This window comes from Mycolicibacterium septicum DSM 44393, from assembly GCF_000455325.1.
In the GTDB taxonomy this organism is placed as follows: Bacteria; Actinomycetota; Actinomycetes; order Mycobacteriales; family Mycobacteriaceae; genus Mycobacterium; species Mycobacterium septicum.
The window spans coordinates 147,370-163,153 of sequence record NZ_HG322954.1 but is presented as its reverse complement, the minus strand read 5'-3'; the positions used below and the strand labels follow the sequence as shown (position 1 = coordinate 163,153).

General features: G+C 63.8%; 16 protein-coding genes and 2 pseudogenes. 12 read left to right on the top strand and 6 right to left on the bottom strand.

The genetic code is table 11. From position 1 onward, the window contains the following. Nucleotides 1-118: 118 nt before the first annotated feature. The 7 genes and pseudogenes from TX88_RS32200 to TX88_RS32170 all read left to right on the top strand — a co-directional run bounded on the left by TX88_RS32200 (nt 119) and on the right by TX88_RS32170 (nt 6,833). Nucleotides 119-1,441 carry an MCE family protein gene (locus tag TX88_RS32200; RefSeq protein ID WP_044524676.1) on the top strand — a complete coding sequence of 441 codons (1,323 nt, stop codon included), beginning with the start codon at nt 119-121 and terminating at the stop codon, nt 1,439-1,441. Next, nucleotides 1,438-2,577 carry an MCE family protein gene (locus TX88_RS32195; RefSeq protein WP_044524671.1) on the top strand — a complete coding sequence of 380 codons (1,140 nt, stop codon included), beginning with the start codon at nt 1,438-1,440 and terminating at the stop codon, nt 2,575-2,577. The genes TX88_RS32200 and TX88_RS32195 overlap by 4 nt, the downstream gene beginning before the upstream one ends. A gap of 1 nt (nt 2,578) precedes the next feature. Further along, nucleotides 2,579-4,021 (top strand): MCE family protein, encoded by a 1,443-nt coding sequence (locus tag TX88_RS32190; protein WP_044524668.1) that lies wholly within the window; start codon nt 2,579-2,581, stop codon nt 4,019-4,021. 11 nt (nt 4,022-4,032) lie between these two features. Further along, on the top strand, nt 4,033-4,671 hold the full coding sequence (locus tag TX88_RS32185; protein ID WP_131814052.1) for an Rv1363c family protein: 639 nt from the start codon (nt 4,033-4,035) through the stop codon (nt 4,669-4,671). A 221-nt stretch (nt 4,672-4,892) separates the two neighbouring features. Beyond that, nucleotides 4,893-5,357, top strand: a complete 465-nt coding sequence (locus tag TX88_RS32180; protein WP_244438730.1) for an Rv1363c family protein — start codon at nt 4,893-4,895, stop codon at nt 5,355-5,357. A gap of 4 nt (nt 5,358-5,361) precedes the next feature. Continuing rightward, nucleotides 5,362-5,841 (top strand): annotated as a pseudogene (locus tag TX88_RS32175) (CAP domain-containing protein); the annotation flags it as partial. A 125-nt stretch (nt 5,842-5,966) separates the two neighbouring features. Next, nucleotides 5,967-6,833: an alpha/beta hydrolase-fold protein gene (locus TX88_RS32170; RefSeq protein ID WP_409365909.1), complete on the top strand. Its 867-nt coding sequence runs from the start codon at nt 5,967-5,969 to the stop codon at nt 6,831-6,833. Here the strand turns inward: TX88_RS32170 and TX88_RS32165 are convergent. Further along, nucleotides 6,830-7,507 (bottom strand): TetR/AcrR family transcriptional regulator, encoded by a 678-nt coding sequence (locus TX88_RS32165; RefSeq protein WP_044524662.1) that lies wholly within the window; start codon nt 7,505-7,507, stop codon nt 6,830-6,832. The genes TX88_RS32170 and TX88_RS32165 overlap by 4 nt on opposite strands. A 123-nt stretch (nt 7,508-7,630) precedes the next feature. On the opposite strand from TX88_RS32165, the gene TX88_RS32160 reads away from it, so the two are divergent. The 4 genes from TX88_RS32160 (at nt 7,631) to TX88_RS32145 (ending at nt 10,271) form a co-directional block, all read left to right on the top strand. Further along, nucleotides 7,631-7,900 (top strand): hypothetical protein, encoded by a 270-nt coding sequence (locus tag TX88_RS32160; RefSeq protein WP_049925637.1) that lies wholly within the window; start codon nt 7,631-7,633, stop codon nt 7,898-7,900. A gap of 39 nt (nt 7,901-7,939) precedes the next feature. Then, on the top strand, nt 7,940-8,980 hold the full coding sequence (locus tag TX88_RS32155; protein ID WP_044524657.1) for an ABC transporter ATP-binding protein: 1,041 nt from the start codon (nt 7,940-7,942) through the stop codon (nt 8,978-8,980). 115 nt (nt 8,981-9,095) lie between these two features. Then, nucleotides 9,096-9,398: a DUF732 domain-containing protein gene (locus TX88_RS32150; protein ID WP_049925655.1), complete on the top strand. Its 303-nt coding sequence runs from the start codon at nt 9,096-9,098 to the stop codon at nt 9,396-9,398. A gap of 243 nt (nt 9,399-9,641) precedes the next feature. Next, nucleotides 9,642-10,271, top strand: a complete 630-nt coding sequence (locus TX88_RS32145) for a TetR/AcrR family transcriptional regulator (RefSeq protein WP_044524653.1) — start codon at nt 9,642-9,644, stop codon at nt 10,269-10,271. A gap of 89 nt (nt 10,272-10,360) precedes the next feature. Here TX88_RS32145 and TX88_RS34445 read toward each other — a convergent pair whose 3' ends face one another. Further along, on the bottom strand, nt 10,361-10,522 hold the full coding sequence (locus tag TX88_RS34445; RefSeq protein WP_162563253.1) for a hypothetical protein: 162 nt from the start codon (nt 10,520-10,522) through the stop codon (nt 10,361-10,363). 179 nt (nt 10,523-10,701) lie between these two features. Between TX88_RS34445 and TX88_RS32140 the strand changes: the two genes are divergently transcribed. Further along, nucleotides 10,702-12,042 carry a PucR family transcriptional regulator gene (locus TX88_RS32140; RefSeq protein ID WP_065148441.1) on the top strand — a complete coding sequence of 447 codons (1,341 nt, stop codon included), beginning with the start codon at nt 10,702-10,704 and terminating at the stop codon, nt 12,040-12,042. A 43-nt stretch (nt 12,043-12,085) separates the two neighbouring features. Here the strand turns inward: TX88_RS32140 and TX88_RS32135 are convergent, their stop codons facing one another. From TX88_RS32135 to TX88_RS32125, 4 genes and pseudogenes are all read right to left on the bottom strand, one after another. Further along, nucleotides 12,086-13,333, bottom strand: a complete 1,248-nt coding sequence (locus TX88_RS32135) for an acyl-CoA dehydrogenase family protein (protein ID WP_044524650.1) — start codon at nt 13,331-13,333, stop codon at nt 12,086-12,088. 2 nt (nt 13,334-13,335) lie between these two features. Then, the gene (locus TX88_RS35625) at nt 13,336-13,578 is read right to left on the bottom strand and encodes a hypothetical protein (protein ID WP_280113249.1); all 243 of its coding nucleotides are present in this window, start codon (nt 13,576-13,578) and stop codon (nt 13,336-13,338) included. Nucleotides 13,579-13,591: 13 nt separating this feature from the next. Beyond that, the gene (locus TX88_RS32130; protein ID WP_280113248.1) at nt 13,592-14,413 is read right to left on the bottom strand and encodes a type 2 periplasmic-binding domain-containing protein; all 822 of its coding nucleotides are present in this window, start codon (nt 14,411-14,413) and stop codon (nt 13,592-13,594) included. Beyond that, nucleotides 14,410-15,767, bottom strand: a pseudogene (locus tag TX88_RS32125) (LLM class flavin-dependent oxidoreductase). The gene TX88_RS32130 and the pseudogene TX88_RS32125 overlap by 4 nt, the downstream one beginning before the upstream one ends. Nucleotides 15,768-15,784: the final 17 nt, after the last annotated feature.

The window sequence follows — 15,784 nt, the reverse complement described above, 5'->3', positions numbered from 1 at the left end:
CACCGGGGCCGCCGGCGGTCGTACCCGCGGCACCCACGCCGACGCCGGTGCTGGTGCCCGCGCCGGGCGAAGCAGCGCCGGGTTCGGAACCCGGTCCCGCGCCGACTGAGGGAGAGCAGTGAGCACGCGAAGAGTTCGGGTCGGCTTGGCATTCGCGCTGACCGTGGTCCTTGTCGCCGGCGTCGCCCTCGTCGTTCTGCGCACGAGCGGTGTCAACCGCACGCACCTGGTCGCCTACTTCGATAACAGCAACGGGATATTCGTCGGTGACGAGGTGCGTATCGTCGGAGTTCCCGTTGGGGAGATCGACAGCATCGAACCGGAGCCGCAACGGGCCAAGATCAGCTTCTGGGTGGATGAGCAGTACAAGATCCCCGCCGACGCGAAGGCGGTGATTCTGTCCCCGACTCTGGTGACGTCACGCGCGATACAGCTGACGCCTGCGTACACGTCGGGAGCGGTGATGGCGGACGGCACCGTCATCGCCCAGAACCGCACCGCCGTTCCAGTGGAGTTCGACGACTTCCGCAAGCAGCTGCAGAAGCTGAACGACGCGCTCCAGCCCACCCAGCCGGGCGGAGTAAGTCCTCTCGGTGCGCTGGTGAACACCACAGCCGACAATCTGCGCGGGCAGGGTGCCACCATCCGCGATTCGATCATCAAGTTGTCGCAAGCGATTTCGGCGCTCGGGGACCACAGCGACGACTTGTTCTCCACGCTGAAGAACCTGTCCATTCTGGTGTCCGCGCTGCACAGCTCGTCGGACGTGCTCGGCCAGCTGAACCGGAATCTCGCCGGCGTCACCGCGTTGGTTGCCGACGACCCCAACGAAGTCGGCAATGCGGTGCAGGAGCTCGGCTCACTCGCGAATGATCTTACGGGCTTCATCAGGGACAACCGTGAGTCACTCGGCGTGACGGCGGACAAACTCGCGTCGGTGTCGCAGGCGTTGCGGGACAGCATCCCCGCGATCAAGGAGGACCTGCACGTGGTTCCGAACACGTTGCAGAACTTCATCAACATCTATCAGCCTGCTCAGGCCACTTTGACGGGTGCGTTGTCGGTCAACAACGTTCAGAATCCGATCAGCTTCCTGTGCGGAGCGATACAGGCCGCGTCGCGGATGAACGCCGAACAGTCCGCGAAACTGTGTGTCCAGTACTTGGCGCCGATCATCAAGAACCGCCAGTACAACTTTCCGCCAATCGGTCTGAATCCGGTGGTCGGCGCCACGGCCCGGCCCAACGAGCTCACCTACAGCGAGGACTGGATGAGGCCCGATTACATTCCGCCGCAACCCGCCCCTGCCGCGGCACCTCCCGCCGTGTTGCCGCCGGTGCCACTCCCGGCGGAAGCTCCGCTGCCCAACACGCAGGCTGCCCCGACGAATCCCGACGACGGACTCACCGGACTGATGGTCCCGTCCGGAGGTATGAGATGAGAAGTCGATCGCCGCTCAGGTGGGTGGCCGCCGTGGCGTCGCTGGCCGTCATCGCCGGGCTGACCGGATGTGATTGGCGCGGCCTGAACAGCCTGCCGTTGCCCGGCACGGCAGGCAGTGGACCCGGCGCGTTCACCGTGCAGGCGCAGATGCCCAACGTCACCAATCTGCAACCCAATTCGCGCGTGCGCGTCGGCGACGTCATGGTCGGCAACGTGACCAAGGTCGAGATGCAGGGCTGGCACGCCCTGCTGACGATGACCCTCGACGGAGACGTCGATCTACCGGCGAACGCCACCGTCAAGCTCGGGCAGACCAGTCTCTTCGGCTCTCTTCACATCGAGCTGGCGCCACCGAGTGATGCGCCTGCGGAAGGTAGGCTTCACGAGGGCTCGCTCATTCCCCTGAACGCCGCGGGCAGTTATCCGAGCACGGAGCAGACGCTGGCGGCGATCTCGATGGTGCTCAACGGCGGCGGTGTCGGGCAGATCCAGGACATCACCGAGGCGCTCAGTGTCGCCTTCGACGGCCGCGCCGACGATCTGCGCAGCCTGCTGGAGCAAATCGACGAATACGTAGGTTACCTCGACGACCAGAAAGACGACATTCTCGCTGCGGCGGACAGCCTCAACAACCTCGTCGGTCAGATCGCCGCTCAGAAGCCGGTGGTGGACAAGGCTCTTGAAACCATCCCGAACGCGTTGGCCGTGCTGGCGAAGGAGCGCGACGCGATCGCTGACGCGATTGTGCAACTCGGACAGTTCTCCGCCCTGGCCGCCGATTCGGTGAACCAGACGAAGGACGTGCTGGTACAGGAACTGAAGGACGTCGGACCCGTGCTGAAATCCCTTGCCGATGCCGGACCAGCGCTCACGCGTGGGCTGGACGTCTTGCCGACGTACCCCTTCCCGAAGAGCACCATGGCCAAGTGGATTCGCGGCGACTACGCCAACTTGACCGCCGTCATCGATCTCACGCTCAGTCGCATCGACTCGTCACTGTTCACCGGCACCCGATTCGAGGGCGATTTGACAGAGCTCGAACTGCAGTGGGGCCGGACCATCGGTCAGCTCCCCAGCCCGTACACCGCAGCGAACCCGCTGGTGGTGCCCTACCAGTTCAATCAGGGGCCCTAGCGTGCACTTGCCGAAACGCGTGATCGTGCAGATGTCGATTTTCACCGCCGGAACCCTCGCTGCCGTGTCGATCATGGCGTTCCACTACATGGGGTTACCGAACTACCTGTTCGGCATCGGTCACTACCGAGTCACCCTTGAGCTTCCCGATGCCGCGGGTCTGTACGCCAACGGAAACGTCACCTACCGAGGGACGGAGGTCGGGCGAGTGGAGAGCATCGACCTGACGAACTCCGGAGTGCAGGCAACGCTGTCGCTGACATCGGGAATGGACATTCCCGCCGATCTCGACGCCGAAGTCCACAGCCAGACGGCAGTGGGTGAGCAGTTCGTGGCGCTGCGGCCTCGTAGTGCGGACGGGCCCGCGCTGAAGAACGGCGACACCATCCCACTCAGCCGAACGACGGTCCCCCCCGATATCAACGCGCTTCTCGAAGCCACCAACCGCGGGATCGCGGCGATCCCGCACGACAACCTGAAAACGGTGATCGACGAGGGGTATACGGCGGTCGGCGGCCTCGGCTCCGAACTGTCCCGACTGGTGGCCGGCACGACCAACCTCGCGATCGACGCGAGAAAGAACCTCGACGCGCTGACGACATTGGCTGACCTGTCGCAACCGGTGTTGGACTCCCAGACGAACACCTCCGATTCCATCCAGGCCTGGGCGGCGAACCTTGCCACGGTGACCTCGGAACTGAAGGCACAGGATCCTGCGGTATCCAACATCCTGGCGAAGGGACCCGAGGCCGCTGACGAGACGCGAGCCCTTTTCGACAGACTGCAGCCTTCGCTACCCATCCTGCTGTCCAACCTCATGAGTCTTGACCAGGTAGGTATCGCCTATCGGCCGAATCTAGAGCAGATTCTCGTCCTCCTCCCACAGGGCATATCGCTGCTGCAGGGTGCGGGAACCGCTAACAGGAACACGAGGCAGCCCTACAGCGGCGGTTACCTCAGCTTCAATCTGAACCTGAACCTGCCCCCCGCCTGCACCACCGGTTACCTGCCTCCGCAGCAGCAACGGGTGGGGACCGATGTCGACTACCCGCCGCGACCGGGCAACCTGTTCTGCCGTGTGCCGCAGGACTCACCGTTCAACGTGCGCGGGGCCCGCAACATCCCGTGCGAGACGAAGCCGGGCAAACGCGCTCCCACGGCCGCCATGTGCGAGAGCGATGAGAATTACGTACCGCTCAACGACGGGTACATCTGGAAGGGCGATGCGAACGCGACGTACTCGGGCCAGCCTGTCCCATTGCAGCCGGTGGGAACCGCTACACCCCCGCCGCCTTCGGCTCCTCCGGTGGCGTTCGCCGAGTACGACCCCGCGACCGGTGCGTACATCGGTCCAGACGGGAGGACCTACGTGCAGGCCGATCTCGCGCAGGGCGCCAATCAACACCGCACCTGGCAGGACCTTCTGCTGCCACCGAAACGATGAAGGGAGACAGCGTGTTCGCCCGAACGAAGGAAGAACGAACATCGCCGCTGTCCGAAGAGGACGGAACCGACGGCGACGATCAGGCGGCGTCGGACTACCACGGCGAGGTGTCGCCTGGTGACGACGCGGAGCCGATCCCAGCCTCAACCGATGACGACGGCGCCGCGCTGCGCGTACACCGGGTCGCCATCAGCGTCGGAATCGTACTAGTGGTCACGCTCGGCGTCCTCGTCGGCTGGCTCGCGTTCCAGGTGAATCGACACGACCGCACGTCCGGTCAGCGCGCCGTGTTCGAGCAGACTGCCCGACAGGGCGCGATCGATTTGACGACCATCGACTGGCGGCAGGCGGACGCCGACGTCCAACGCATTCTGGGTGCCGCGACCGGCACCTTTCACGACGAGTTCGCCCAGCGATCACAACCGTTCGTCGACCTCATCAAGAAGTCGCAGTCCGTCACCACCGGGACGGTGACGGCGTCGGGATTGGAATCGGTGACCAACGACGATGCGCAGGTGATGGTCGCCGTGAGTGTTCGCACCTCGAGTGGGGGTGCGCCGGAATCGAATCCGCGGGCGTGGCGGATGCGCATCGCCGTGCAGAAAGTGGGTGACGATGTGAAGGTGTCGAATGTGGAGTTCGTCCCGTGATCCGGCGGGGCGGTAGATCCGCCGACGTGTTCGACCCGTCTGGTACCGACGATGTTGCCGATGGCACCGAACGTGATTTAGCAGACGACTCGGCGCCGGCTCACGACGAGGTGGAAGAGCAAGCAGATGACCATGGTGACGAGGATCCGGCCGCGTCGGCTTCGGACTCACCGGAGGGCGCGAACGCAGGTCGGCGGCGTTCGCGAGGACTCAGCAGGTTGGTGGCGTTCGGCCTGTTGCCCGCTCTCATGCTCGTCCTCGGCAGTGCGGCCGGGCTTCTCTCCTACTACGACCGGGCGGCGCGGGTTTCACAGGCCGCAGCACAGTCCTCTATGCAGGCGGCACGGGACGCAACCGTGGAACTGCTGTCGTACAATCCTGACAACGCAAAGGCGAAGCTCACCGCCGCGCGCGATCTTCTCACCGGAGATTTCCGCGACGCCTACACGTCGCTCACCAACGACGTCGTCATCCCCGGAGCCGAACAGAAGCGAATCTCGGCAACCGCCACCGTGCCCGCAGTGTCGACCACGTCCGCGAGTGCCTCGCATGCAGTCGTGCTGGTGTTCGTCAATCAAAGCGTCGTCATCGGTAACGACGCGCCGTCGGAAACCGCATCCGCCGTCGAAGTGACGCTGGACAAGTCGGGGGATCGCTGGTTGATCTCCGGTTTCGAGCCGAAGTGATGATATGAGAAACGCAGCGCACGTCGTGACATCGGCGGCCGTCTTAACGGCGATGTCCGCGATTCTGCTTGCACCGCCAGCTTGGGCGGACAATCGCCGCCTCAACAACAGCGTTGCAGCCAACGTCTACACCATTCAGAAGCAGGCTGGCTGCAGCGATGGCGCCATGATCAACCCCCAATTGCAGTTGGCGGCGCAGTGGCACGCGGTCGACGTCCTCAACAACCGGGCCCTGGACGGCGACATCGGCTCGGATGGTTCCTCCGTCGCGGAGCGCGCGCGGAACGCCGGATACGCGGGTGTGGTAGCCGAGACCGTCGCTATCAATCCCGCGCTCGCTATCAGCGGAATCGAAATCCTCAACCGGTGGTACTACGACCCCGTCGCGAAGGCCATCATGTCCGACTGCGCCAATACGCAGATCGGTGTCTGGTCGGAGAACAGTCTCGATCGAACGGTCGTCGTGGCGGTCTACGGCCGGCCTGCTCCTGCGGGAGGCAGTGAATGACGGCGATCACGCGAGCCGCGACCGAAGCACACCCACCGCGTGCGCGACAGCTGTCCCGCGACTTCTCCGAGCGGACACTGAGACGAAGGGAGCTGACTGCCCTGCGTGTGGTGCTCACCGTCGTTCTGCTGATCTCGCTGTGTACAGCAGGTCAGGCCAAAGCGGCACCGCCTACGGTGGAGTACCTGCAAGTGCCGTCAGAGGCGATGGGCCGTACCATTCCCGTTGCGTTCATGCCGGGTGGTCCGCACACCGTGTATCTCCTCGACGCGTTCAACGCAGCGCCCGACGTCAGTAACTGGGTGACTGAGGGCGCATTCAACGCCTTTGCCGGCAAGGGTGTTTCGGTAGCCGCGCCGGCCGGCGGGGCCTACAGCATGTACACCGACTGGGAGCAAGACGGAAGCAGACAGTGGCAGACGTTCCTGTGCGATGAGCTACCGAACTGGCTGGCCGCCAACAAGGGGACCGCTGCCAACGGGCACGCCATCGTGGGCGCTTCGCAGGGGGCGTCCGGCGCCATGGAGGCCGCCACGTTCCGGCCCGACAGATTTCGCTATGCGGGCGCGATGTCGGGATATCTGGCGCCGGAGCGCACGGGCGTCGATGGGGCGATTACCGCCGGGCTGATGCAGTACGGTGGCGTCGACATCCGCAACATGTGGGGTCTGCCGCAGCTGGGGCGTTGGAAGAATCACTCGCCGAACGCGCACTCACAACTGCTGGCGAACAGCGGTACTCGGCTGTGGGTCTACAGCCCGCAGACGCTGACCGCTTCAGATCCCGCGGCAATGATCGGCTACCCCGAGATCGCTCAGGGCACCAACCGAACGTTTTACGCGGCGTACGTCGCCGCCGGCGGCCGGAACGGACACTTCGACTTTCCAGTAACGGGCGATCACGGCTGGGGCAGTTGGTCGCGTGAGCTAGCCGCGATGTCGAAAGACGTGGCAGACACCGTCCGTTAAGGAGGCGATGCGCCGACTCTGGCATGCGGAGACAGGATGCCGTGGCAGATCATCGCTTGAGCGTTCGCGACGACGGTGTCGAGCGTGACACGACGGGGACTCCACCACTCCACGGTCCAATTCAACGCGCCAAGCACCAACATGCGAACGACCTGGGCATCCATTTCCGGGCGTAGTGCGTTCGCGCGCGCGAGGTCGTCGATGAGCTGCCGCCAGATCTCCGCGTAGCGTTCCTCCTCAAGAATCTGTCGCTTTCGAACACTGTGAGGCATCTGCCCGGCAGTGCGAATCCACGCGGTTGCATAGAACGATATTTCTAGGACGTGCCGCAGGTGCGCATCGACGGCTGCCGTAATTCTCTCGAGTGGTGAAGTCGAGGAAGGTAATTCGTCCAGGGCTGCGGTGACGTACTCGAGCATTTCCCGAATACCGCTCAGCACAACAGATTCGATGAGATCCTCGCGGGACTCGTAGTAATAGTAGATCGCCGGAACCCGTACATCGGCGGCGGCAGCGACGTCGTGAAGACGAAATCCCGCGTAACCGTTCCTACTGAGTACTTGGGCGGCGGCGTCGAGAATCCGGGTGCGCGTCCGCTCGGACTTAGGCGCCGCGCCGCCGTCACTCGCCTCGGGCCGCGGTCGTCGGCCAGCACCGCTGCTCTGTCGGGACATCGACCGAGTCTACTAGGGCCGGCCTCGGGCCGACGTCGAGACCGCCCCTTGTATCCGCTGCACCCTCTAGTTTAAGTTCAATTAAACAAGTAGAGCTGCCGATCGTCGCGTCGATGGAGGGATATGGACATGGGTGCTGGCCGCAGGCAGATACTTGTGCTCGTTGCCGTGATGTGCTTTGCCGCCATTCTGCCGCTGTCCCGGCCTCAAGCGTCGGCACCCCTGGCCGACGATCCTTGCGGCGCAGCGATTCTCACGCTGTGCAGGTTCCTCCCGATCGCCCCCGATCTCGAAGACGATGTCGACTTGACCACACTGAGTCCGCCTCACGCGCCGCCGGATCCGAACGACGTGATGCCGCCAACAGACCCGTGCGCTGTCGGCTGCATCTGATAGTGCTTAGGAGTATTGCTGTGATGGAGAGGATTTCGCGTGGGTATCGGCATTCAGGTTGAGGGATTGACGAAGTCCTTCGGATCCCAGCGAATCTGGGAGGACGTCACCTTCGACATCCCCGCGGGCGAGGTCAGCGTTCTCCTGGGGCCGTCCGGTACCGGTAAGTCGGTGTTCCTGAAGTCCCTGATCGGCCTGCTGCGCCCGGAGCGCGGCAAGATCATCGTCGACGGCACCAACATCATCGAGTGCTCGGCCAAGGAGCTCTACGAGATCCGCACGCTGTTCGGCGTGATGTTCCAGGACGGTGCCCTGTTCGGCTCGATGAGCCTGTACGACAACACGGCGTTCCCGCTTCGTGAGCACACGAAGAAGAAGGAATCCGAGATCCGTCAGATCGTGATGGAGAAGCTCGACCTGGTCGGTCTGACCGGCGACGAGGGCAAGTTCCCCGGCGAGATCTCCGGCGGTATGCGCAAGCGCGCCGGCCTGGCCCGCTCCCTGGTGCTGGACCCGCAGATCATCCTCTGCGACGAGCCGGACTCCGGTCTGGACCCGGTCCGTACCGCCTACCTGTCGCAGCTCTTGATCGACATCAACGCGCAGATCGACTGCACGATCCTGATCGTGACGCACAACATCAACATCGCGCGCACGGTGCCCGACAACATGGGCATGCTGTTCCGAAAGCACCTGGTGATGTTCGGCCCCCGTGAGGTGCTGCTGACCTCCGATGAGCCGGTGGTGCGGCAGTTCCTCAACGGTCGTCGTCTCGGTCCGATCGGGATGTCGGAGGAGAAGGACGAGTCGACGATGGCCACCGAGCAGGCTCTCGCCGACGCCGGTCACCACGACGGTGGTGTCGAGGAGATCGAGGGCGTGCCGCCGCAGGTGATGGCGACGCCGGGTATGCCCGACCGTCAGGCCGTCGGCCGTCGCCAGGCCAGGGTCCGCGAGATCGTGCACACCCTGCCGCCGGCTGCGCAGGAAGCCATCCGCGACGACCTCGATGCGGGCAGCGCGCGTCATCGAGCATATGAGAACTCGTCATCTCTCGCCGACGCGGTTACACAGCGGTGATGTGCGCGTGAGCCGGCGGGTCGCGAGAACGATCAACTCAGATGTGAAAGTCGGGTGGGTGATGGGAACGGTGATCAGATGCGGCGGTGCCGCAGTTCTAACGGCGGTGGCAGTCATGCTCACTGCCCATCCGGCAGTCGCCAAACCGGCGCCGGACATAGAGTTCACCTACAACGTGGCGTTCCGCCGGCACTACCAGTTCCCCAACAACGATGCGGTGGGATACGGACGCTCTATCTGCGACGCGGTGCAACGGGGTGACGCATACGGCGTGGTCGTCGCCGATGTACGCACCGCGGTCACACCCAACGACGAGGAATCGGTGAACTACCTCATCAGTAACGCGGTCGATATCCTGTGTCCGGCGCAGATCTGGCAGCTGCGCGAGTCATCAGTCGGCTACCAGCCGCGGCGGTAGCGCTCGCAGTCTGCCTGTCTAGGGGGAGTCCGACGCGGCGGAGTTCGCGGCCTGGCATCGGCCGTAGCACGTCCGCGCGGTGAGGTGCGTCGGCTACGAGTGAGGGCGGCCCGCGATACGGACTTGTACACTCTGGGGCGAGTGAGTCAGTGTTAACATCTCGCACGACCGATCGTGCGTGTCTCGTCGTCGACGCGACAAGACGAGCGCTTTTATTCAGCGAAAGGACGGTCGCCGACGTCTATGACAGTTGCCGACGGTCGCAGTCGAGGAGACGAACGTCGAGAGCGCATTCTCGCGGCGGCCGCACAGCATATCGCCGACCGCGGATACCATGCCGCGTCAATGGCCGATATCGGCGAGTCAGCCGGCGTCGTCGGTCCAGCCATATATCGACACTTCGAGAGCAAAGCAGGTCTACTTGCCGCATTGTTCGAGCAGGTGATCGACTTGTTATTGCAGCGCGCCTCATCAATCGTCGAGCAGAGTGGAGAAGAGACCGAGGCGCTGATGGCACTGGTGGCAGACCATGTGGCGCTCGTCTCGGATCACCGCGAACTCGCCATCGTCTACTATCGCGAGTTTCACAATCTGGCTGCGCAACAGCGCAGCCGCTTACGCCGCAAACAGCGCCTGTATCTTGAGGAGTGGGTACACGTTCTGAGTGAATTGCGTCCCGAACTCGATGAAATCGGTTTGCGCGCAGTGGTTCACGGCGCTATCGGTGCCATTCAATCGACGTTGCAGTACCGTGAAACAGGGATGGCACCCGAACGGTCATCGGCACTACTCACGGAGATGGGTCGCGCCGTTCTCGGCGTCGATCAGCGCTCAGTGCGCCGCGTCAAGCGTTCCGGCAACTCTCAGTGCTGAGTGCGACGCAAAGTGGTTCATGACTCACAAGAACTCTTCTGCCCGTCCGTTGTCCCCACCGACCTCAGCCCGACGCGGCCCACCAGAGTTTAGAGCGGAGGGTTCTCCCGCGCGCGCTCAACTGCCAACCAGTCGTCGGCGACAGCCTCCAGCGCTCGAGCGAACACCGGGTGTGAACGAATGTGATCGAGCAACGGCCAGCCCACGAGTGCCGCGAAGGACACGATGGTTATCGCTGCGACGAATGACATGAAGGTGTCCTCCACGTGTGAGTGCGGGCCGCACGATGTCAGGTGTTCGATTTCGCCAGTCTGCGCTGTCCGGCGAATTAACGCTAACGCGATGGGTCGATAAGAGCTACGTAGGTTGTCGATGAATAACGAGGACGTGTTTGTCGCCGGAAGACAAGGGACCCGTCTACCATGGCTCCATGGTGGGTCACCCGGAGCCTTCGAGCGCGATGTCGGAACGTGTAGCCGAGGTGCTCGGTGGCATGGGGCAGCGTTTGCGTGATCTGCCGGACTTGATCCACAGTCTCCTGTCGACCGAGATCGCGGAACTGAGCGGCAACGGGCAGTTCGAGGACCTGCTGAACGAAACCGTAGCGGCAAACGTCGAGACCTGGTTCTCGGCTCTTCGGCACGAGATTCCCATCGAACTCATCGAACCGCCGGCGGCAGCGCTTGAGCACGCTCGTCGAATGGCTCAGCGCGGGGTGCCCGCCAATTCGCTTCTGCGCGCCTATCGTCTCGGCCACCAGCAGGGGCTACGGTTCGTGATCGACGAGATCCGGCGATCTGATCTGTCGCCCGACCTGAAGCTCGACCTCTACGAACACACCACCAGAGTGTCGTTCGGATACATCGACTGGGTGTCCGAGCAACTACTCAACACGTACCAGGACGAGCATGCGTTGTGGGAGGAAGACCGGCGCGGAGCTCGCACCCAGGGCGTGCGGGACGTCCTTGCGGGCGCCGAAACCGATGCCGCCGCCATGTCGGAGATCATTCAGTACCCACTCGACGCCCTGCACATTGCGATGGTGGTGTGGTGGGATCGACCGCTACACAACCGCAGCGCGCAGGCGGAGACGACGAAGAGTCTGGTTCAGCGTATGGCGCGTGCGGTCGGTGCCGCATCCACGCTGCACCTGTCAGTGGACCGGTTGGTAGGTTGGGCCTGGATGGCGGTTCACGACGCCGCCGCAACGACTCGTCTGCGTGCGTTCGTGGAATCGGAACTCGACATTCCGCACGTGGCCATCGGTGCGCCGCTCGCCGGTGTCGACGGTTTTCGGCGATCTCATCGACAGGCGGAAAGGGCTCGCGACGTCGCGATCGCCGGCAAAGGGGCGCGCTGCCGGTTCATCAGCGCAAACGATCCAGGGGTCGCCGTTGGCTCCCTACTGGTTGACAACCTTGATGCGCTGAGAACGTTCGTGGGCGATGTCCTCGGCCCCCTTTCCCATGACTCTGCATCCGACGAGCGGCTTCGAGAGACGGCCGAGGTCTTCCTACGGGCGGGGGCCAGCTTCAAGACAGCAGGTGATGAACTGCATCTGCACGGCAACACGGTCAAGTACCGGGTGGGGCGCGCGGCGTCGCGGCGAGGCCGCCCCTTGACCGACGACCGACTCGACGTCGAGATCGCCTTGCAGATGTGCGAGTTGTTCGGATCGGCTGTTCTCTGCTCCGCAGAGCAGGTCGACTGGCCGGCAAACGGGCCCGTGCACTCGGTGTTGCCTGTCGCCGGGGAACAAACGCGTCGATAAGACGGTGTCCATCAGCAAACGTCGATACGCGGCGGCGCCGTTCTCACGAGGTGAAACCCGGCAACGGGTAGGCGCCTTTCAGCACGTGATTGCCCACCTCGGCGATCTTGTACGACACGGGATCGTGCAGTGTGTGGGTCCTGATGTTGCGCCAGAAACGATCGAATCCGTAGCGCGGATGCGTTCCCCTGGCTCCGATGACCTCGAAGATGCGGCTAGTAATGTCCAGTGCGGCTTGTGATGCCAAAGCCTTGGCCCCCGACACCAGAACCATCAGTTCCCCTCGATCCTCCGCGGATAGCCGATCACCCTTGTCCCACACCGTCTGGAACGCACGCGCGGCCTCACGTGCCGCGCCGTCGGCGCCTTGCAGCGCGATGCCGAACTCGCCGTAGGTGCGGATAACATAGGGATCCTCAACTGCTTGGGTAACGCCAGCCGGTGTCCACGGCCTTGCCTGAGTGCGGGTGTACTCCACAGCTGCGTCAAGGGCACCCCGCGCGATGCCGAGATACACGTTGACGAAGACGAGTTGCACCAGAGGTCCGAAGAGACTGCCTCGCTCAAACTGGAAGAAGGCGCTCAGCACGGCGTTCGGACCGCCGAGCACCTCATCGGCGCGCACCTCGACGTCGTGGAATTCGGTCGTGCCGCTGTCGGTTCGGCGCATGCCGAGTGCGTCCCAGTCGTCGTTGACGACGACACCATCCCGGTCGGTGGGGATCACGGCCGTGATGATCGCCCCCTGCTGCTGCGAGTCGTCTTGAACAACACCGAACACCAGGAGCAGATCGGAACCCTGTGCACCGCTGCTGAAGTGTTTGACGCCGTCGAACCGATACCCACCGTCCGCCACCGGCGTCGCGCGGACCTTCCAGTCGAGGACGTGGCTGTTGTTCTCACTCGACGCGTTGCCCGCCCACCGATTGTGTTGTGCCACCTCGCGGTAGGTCGACTCCTTCTGCTCAGTCGAACCCAGTAGTTCGACGAAGGCGATGTCCACGACGTGATAGCCGAACAGGTGGCCGAGCGAGCCGTCCACTTTAGCGATTTCGCGGATGACGTCGAAGACCGTCGACCACGACGCGCCCCAGCCACCGAACTCCTCCGGAACGGCGAGAGACAGAAGTCCGCTGTCCCGCAGAGCATTTCGTTCCGTGGTGGCCGAGCCGCCGGCACGGTCGCGTTCGAGCAGACCGTCGGTCCACGTAGAGGCGAGATTCTTGGCGACCGCGACAGGATCGGCGTGCGCCTGCGCACCCGTCCGATGCGCGTCGGTGGTGAGTGTCATGGTCATGCTCCTGTCGTGGTCAAGCGCTTGATGCTGTTGGCGAGGAAATCGGGGGCGGCCCACTGCTGCAGGTCGACGGCGCGATCGATGAGCTGACGGTCCAGCAAAAACCGCTGGGTTTGCTCGAGAATCGCGAACGACTCGTCATCGAGTGCGGGTTCGAGGTGCTCGTGGAAGTCCGCGCCGAAGCCCCGTCCGATGGCCGACTGTGCAACGCCGAGATTCTCGGCGTGAATGGCCACCACCTCGACACGATGATCACGGGCCCACCGGCCCGCGTCGACGGCCGCGTCGACCAGTCGCTGCACCAGATCCGGTCGATCGTCGATCAATCGCGCACTCACCCGTCCACGCGCTGGCGTAAATGTTGCGGTCGTCGTCGCTGAGGTCCGAGACGATCCGTGCGCCGCTGAGATCCTCCAGTTCGGCTGCCCACGGCAACCAGCTGAAAAGTGCGTCCACCGTGCCGGACGCCAAGATGGACGACTGATGCGAAGCGACGGCGGGGAACAGGTCCGCACCCTTGATACTCGACGATGAATGAAGTCGATCCGGCGGCAGGTCGACCCCCGGTGTTTCGATGGTGACGAGCTCGACATCGCCGAGTGCGAGGCCGCCGCGACTCAGCGTCGCCAGGAGGCCGCGAGCTTCCCAGGTGCCGAGAGCGGTCAGGGTCTGGTTCCATGGATCGAGTCGCCGATAATCACCGAGTTCCCGTCGCAGAATGCGGATCGCCGCCGATGAGACGCCGATGCGTCGGCCGACAAGCCCGGCAGCATCGGCTATCTGGCTGTCCGCGGGCACGTAGAAGCCCTGTCGGCCAACGAATCTGGTGATACCGAGAAGGCGTGTTCGACCCGGTGCCCGTAGTCCCTCGCTGACCAGCGGTGGGATTTCGCCACCGAAGCGGGTGTACTGCGGGTGGTCGTAGGTGAAGTGCAGGTCACCCTGACTGCCGGTGAGCACTTCGAGTGCGATGCCTTCCCGTGTCAGGCGACCGGATTCCAGAGCGGTCAGTAGCGCGTTCGGCACGGGGCAATTGCTGTACGCGAGAACTTCGCGCTCGACGCCCGACGTCATGCGACCGCCTCCGCGTCGGGAACATTGAGGCCCAAGTGCTCCCGAAGCGTCGTTCCCTCGTAATCGGTGCGGAACACCCCGCGTTCCTGAAGGAGCGGCACCACCTGGTCCACGAACTCGTCGTAGCTGCCAGGAAGATGAGCGGCGGAGATGATGAAACCGTCCGCCGCGCCCGCCTCGAAATGGTCGATCAGCAGGTCGGCGATCTGCTGGGCCGTTCCCGCCCACTGGGGAACGAACCCGACGTTCGTGCCGTAGCGCCTACCGAGTTCGGCGAGCGTCAGATCCGCACCGCCGGCGACAGCGGAGAACATCTGCAACATGCTGGGGACGTGACCGTCGCCCAGATCGCCGACGATCTCGGAGTATGTGGTATCCAACGGGTACGCGGACAGGTCGATGCCGCTGTGGCTCGACAGCGTCGACAATCCCACCTCAGGGTGTACCAGCGAGTTCACGTATTGAAGCCGATCGTTGGCGATGGCCTCGGTTTCGCCGAGAACGGGCATCACCGCGGTGAAGATCTTGGTCTCGTCGGGAGCACGTCCGGCCGCGGCGACGTTGGACTTGATGTCCTGATACGTCGCGCGCATGACGTCGAGGTTGGGAGAGATGCTGAACACCGCCTCCGCCCAGCGGCCCGCGAAGCGACGCCCACGCGGTGACAAACCGGCTTGCAGAATCACGGGCTCCCCCTGCCGGGATCGGGGCACTTGCAGCGGGCCGCGCACCGACAGCCACGTGCCCCGGTGGTCGGCGTAGCGCACCTTCTTCGGGTCCGCGAACTGCCCGCCCGCCTTGTTCAATAGCAGCGCGTCGTCTGACCAGGACGACCACAGCTTCTTCACCGCCTCCAAGAACTCGTCGGCGCGGTCATAACGCTGGTCGTGTTCGAGGTGTTCGTCGATACCGAAATTGCGGGCTTCAGAGTCGTTGAGGGAGGTGACGACGTTCCACGAGACTCGTCCGTCCGACAGGTTGTCCAGCGTCGCGAACACCCTCGCGACGTGATAGGGCGCGTAGTACGTTGTGGACACCGTCGCCCCGAGCCCGAGCCTGTCTGTCGCGGCGGCCATCGTAGCCACAACACTGGTCGGCTCCAACGCAATCGCGCCCTGGCCGCCCAATCCGACGCCGGTTGCGAGATTGTGCAATAACTGTCTTCGATCGCGAGAGCGTCGGGCAGGAACAGAAGATCGAACTTCCCGCGTTCGAGCGTCCTGGCGATCTCCTTGTAGTACCGCCCGCTCAGGAACTCGTTCGTCGCACCGACGTGCCGCCAGGCGCCATGAGCGTGAGTGACGTTGCCCGCGGAGAAGAAGCCGGCGAGGTGCATCTGTCGTGGTCGAGACATGCATACGAGAATGCGGG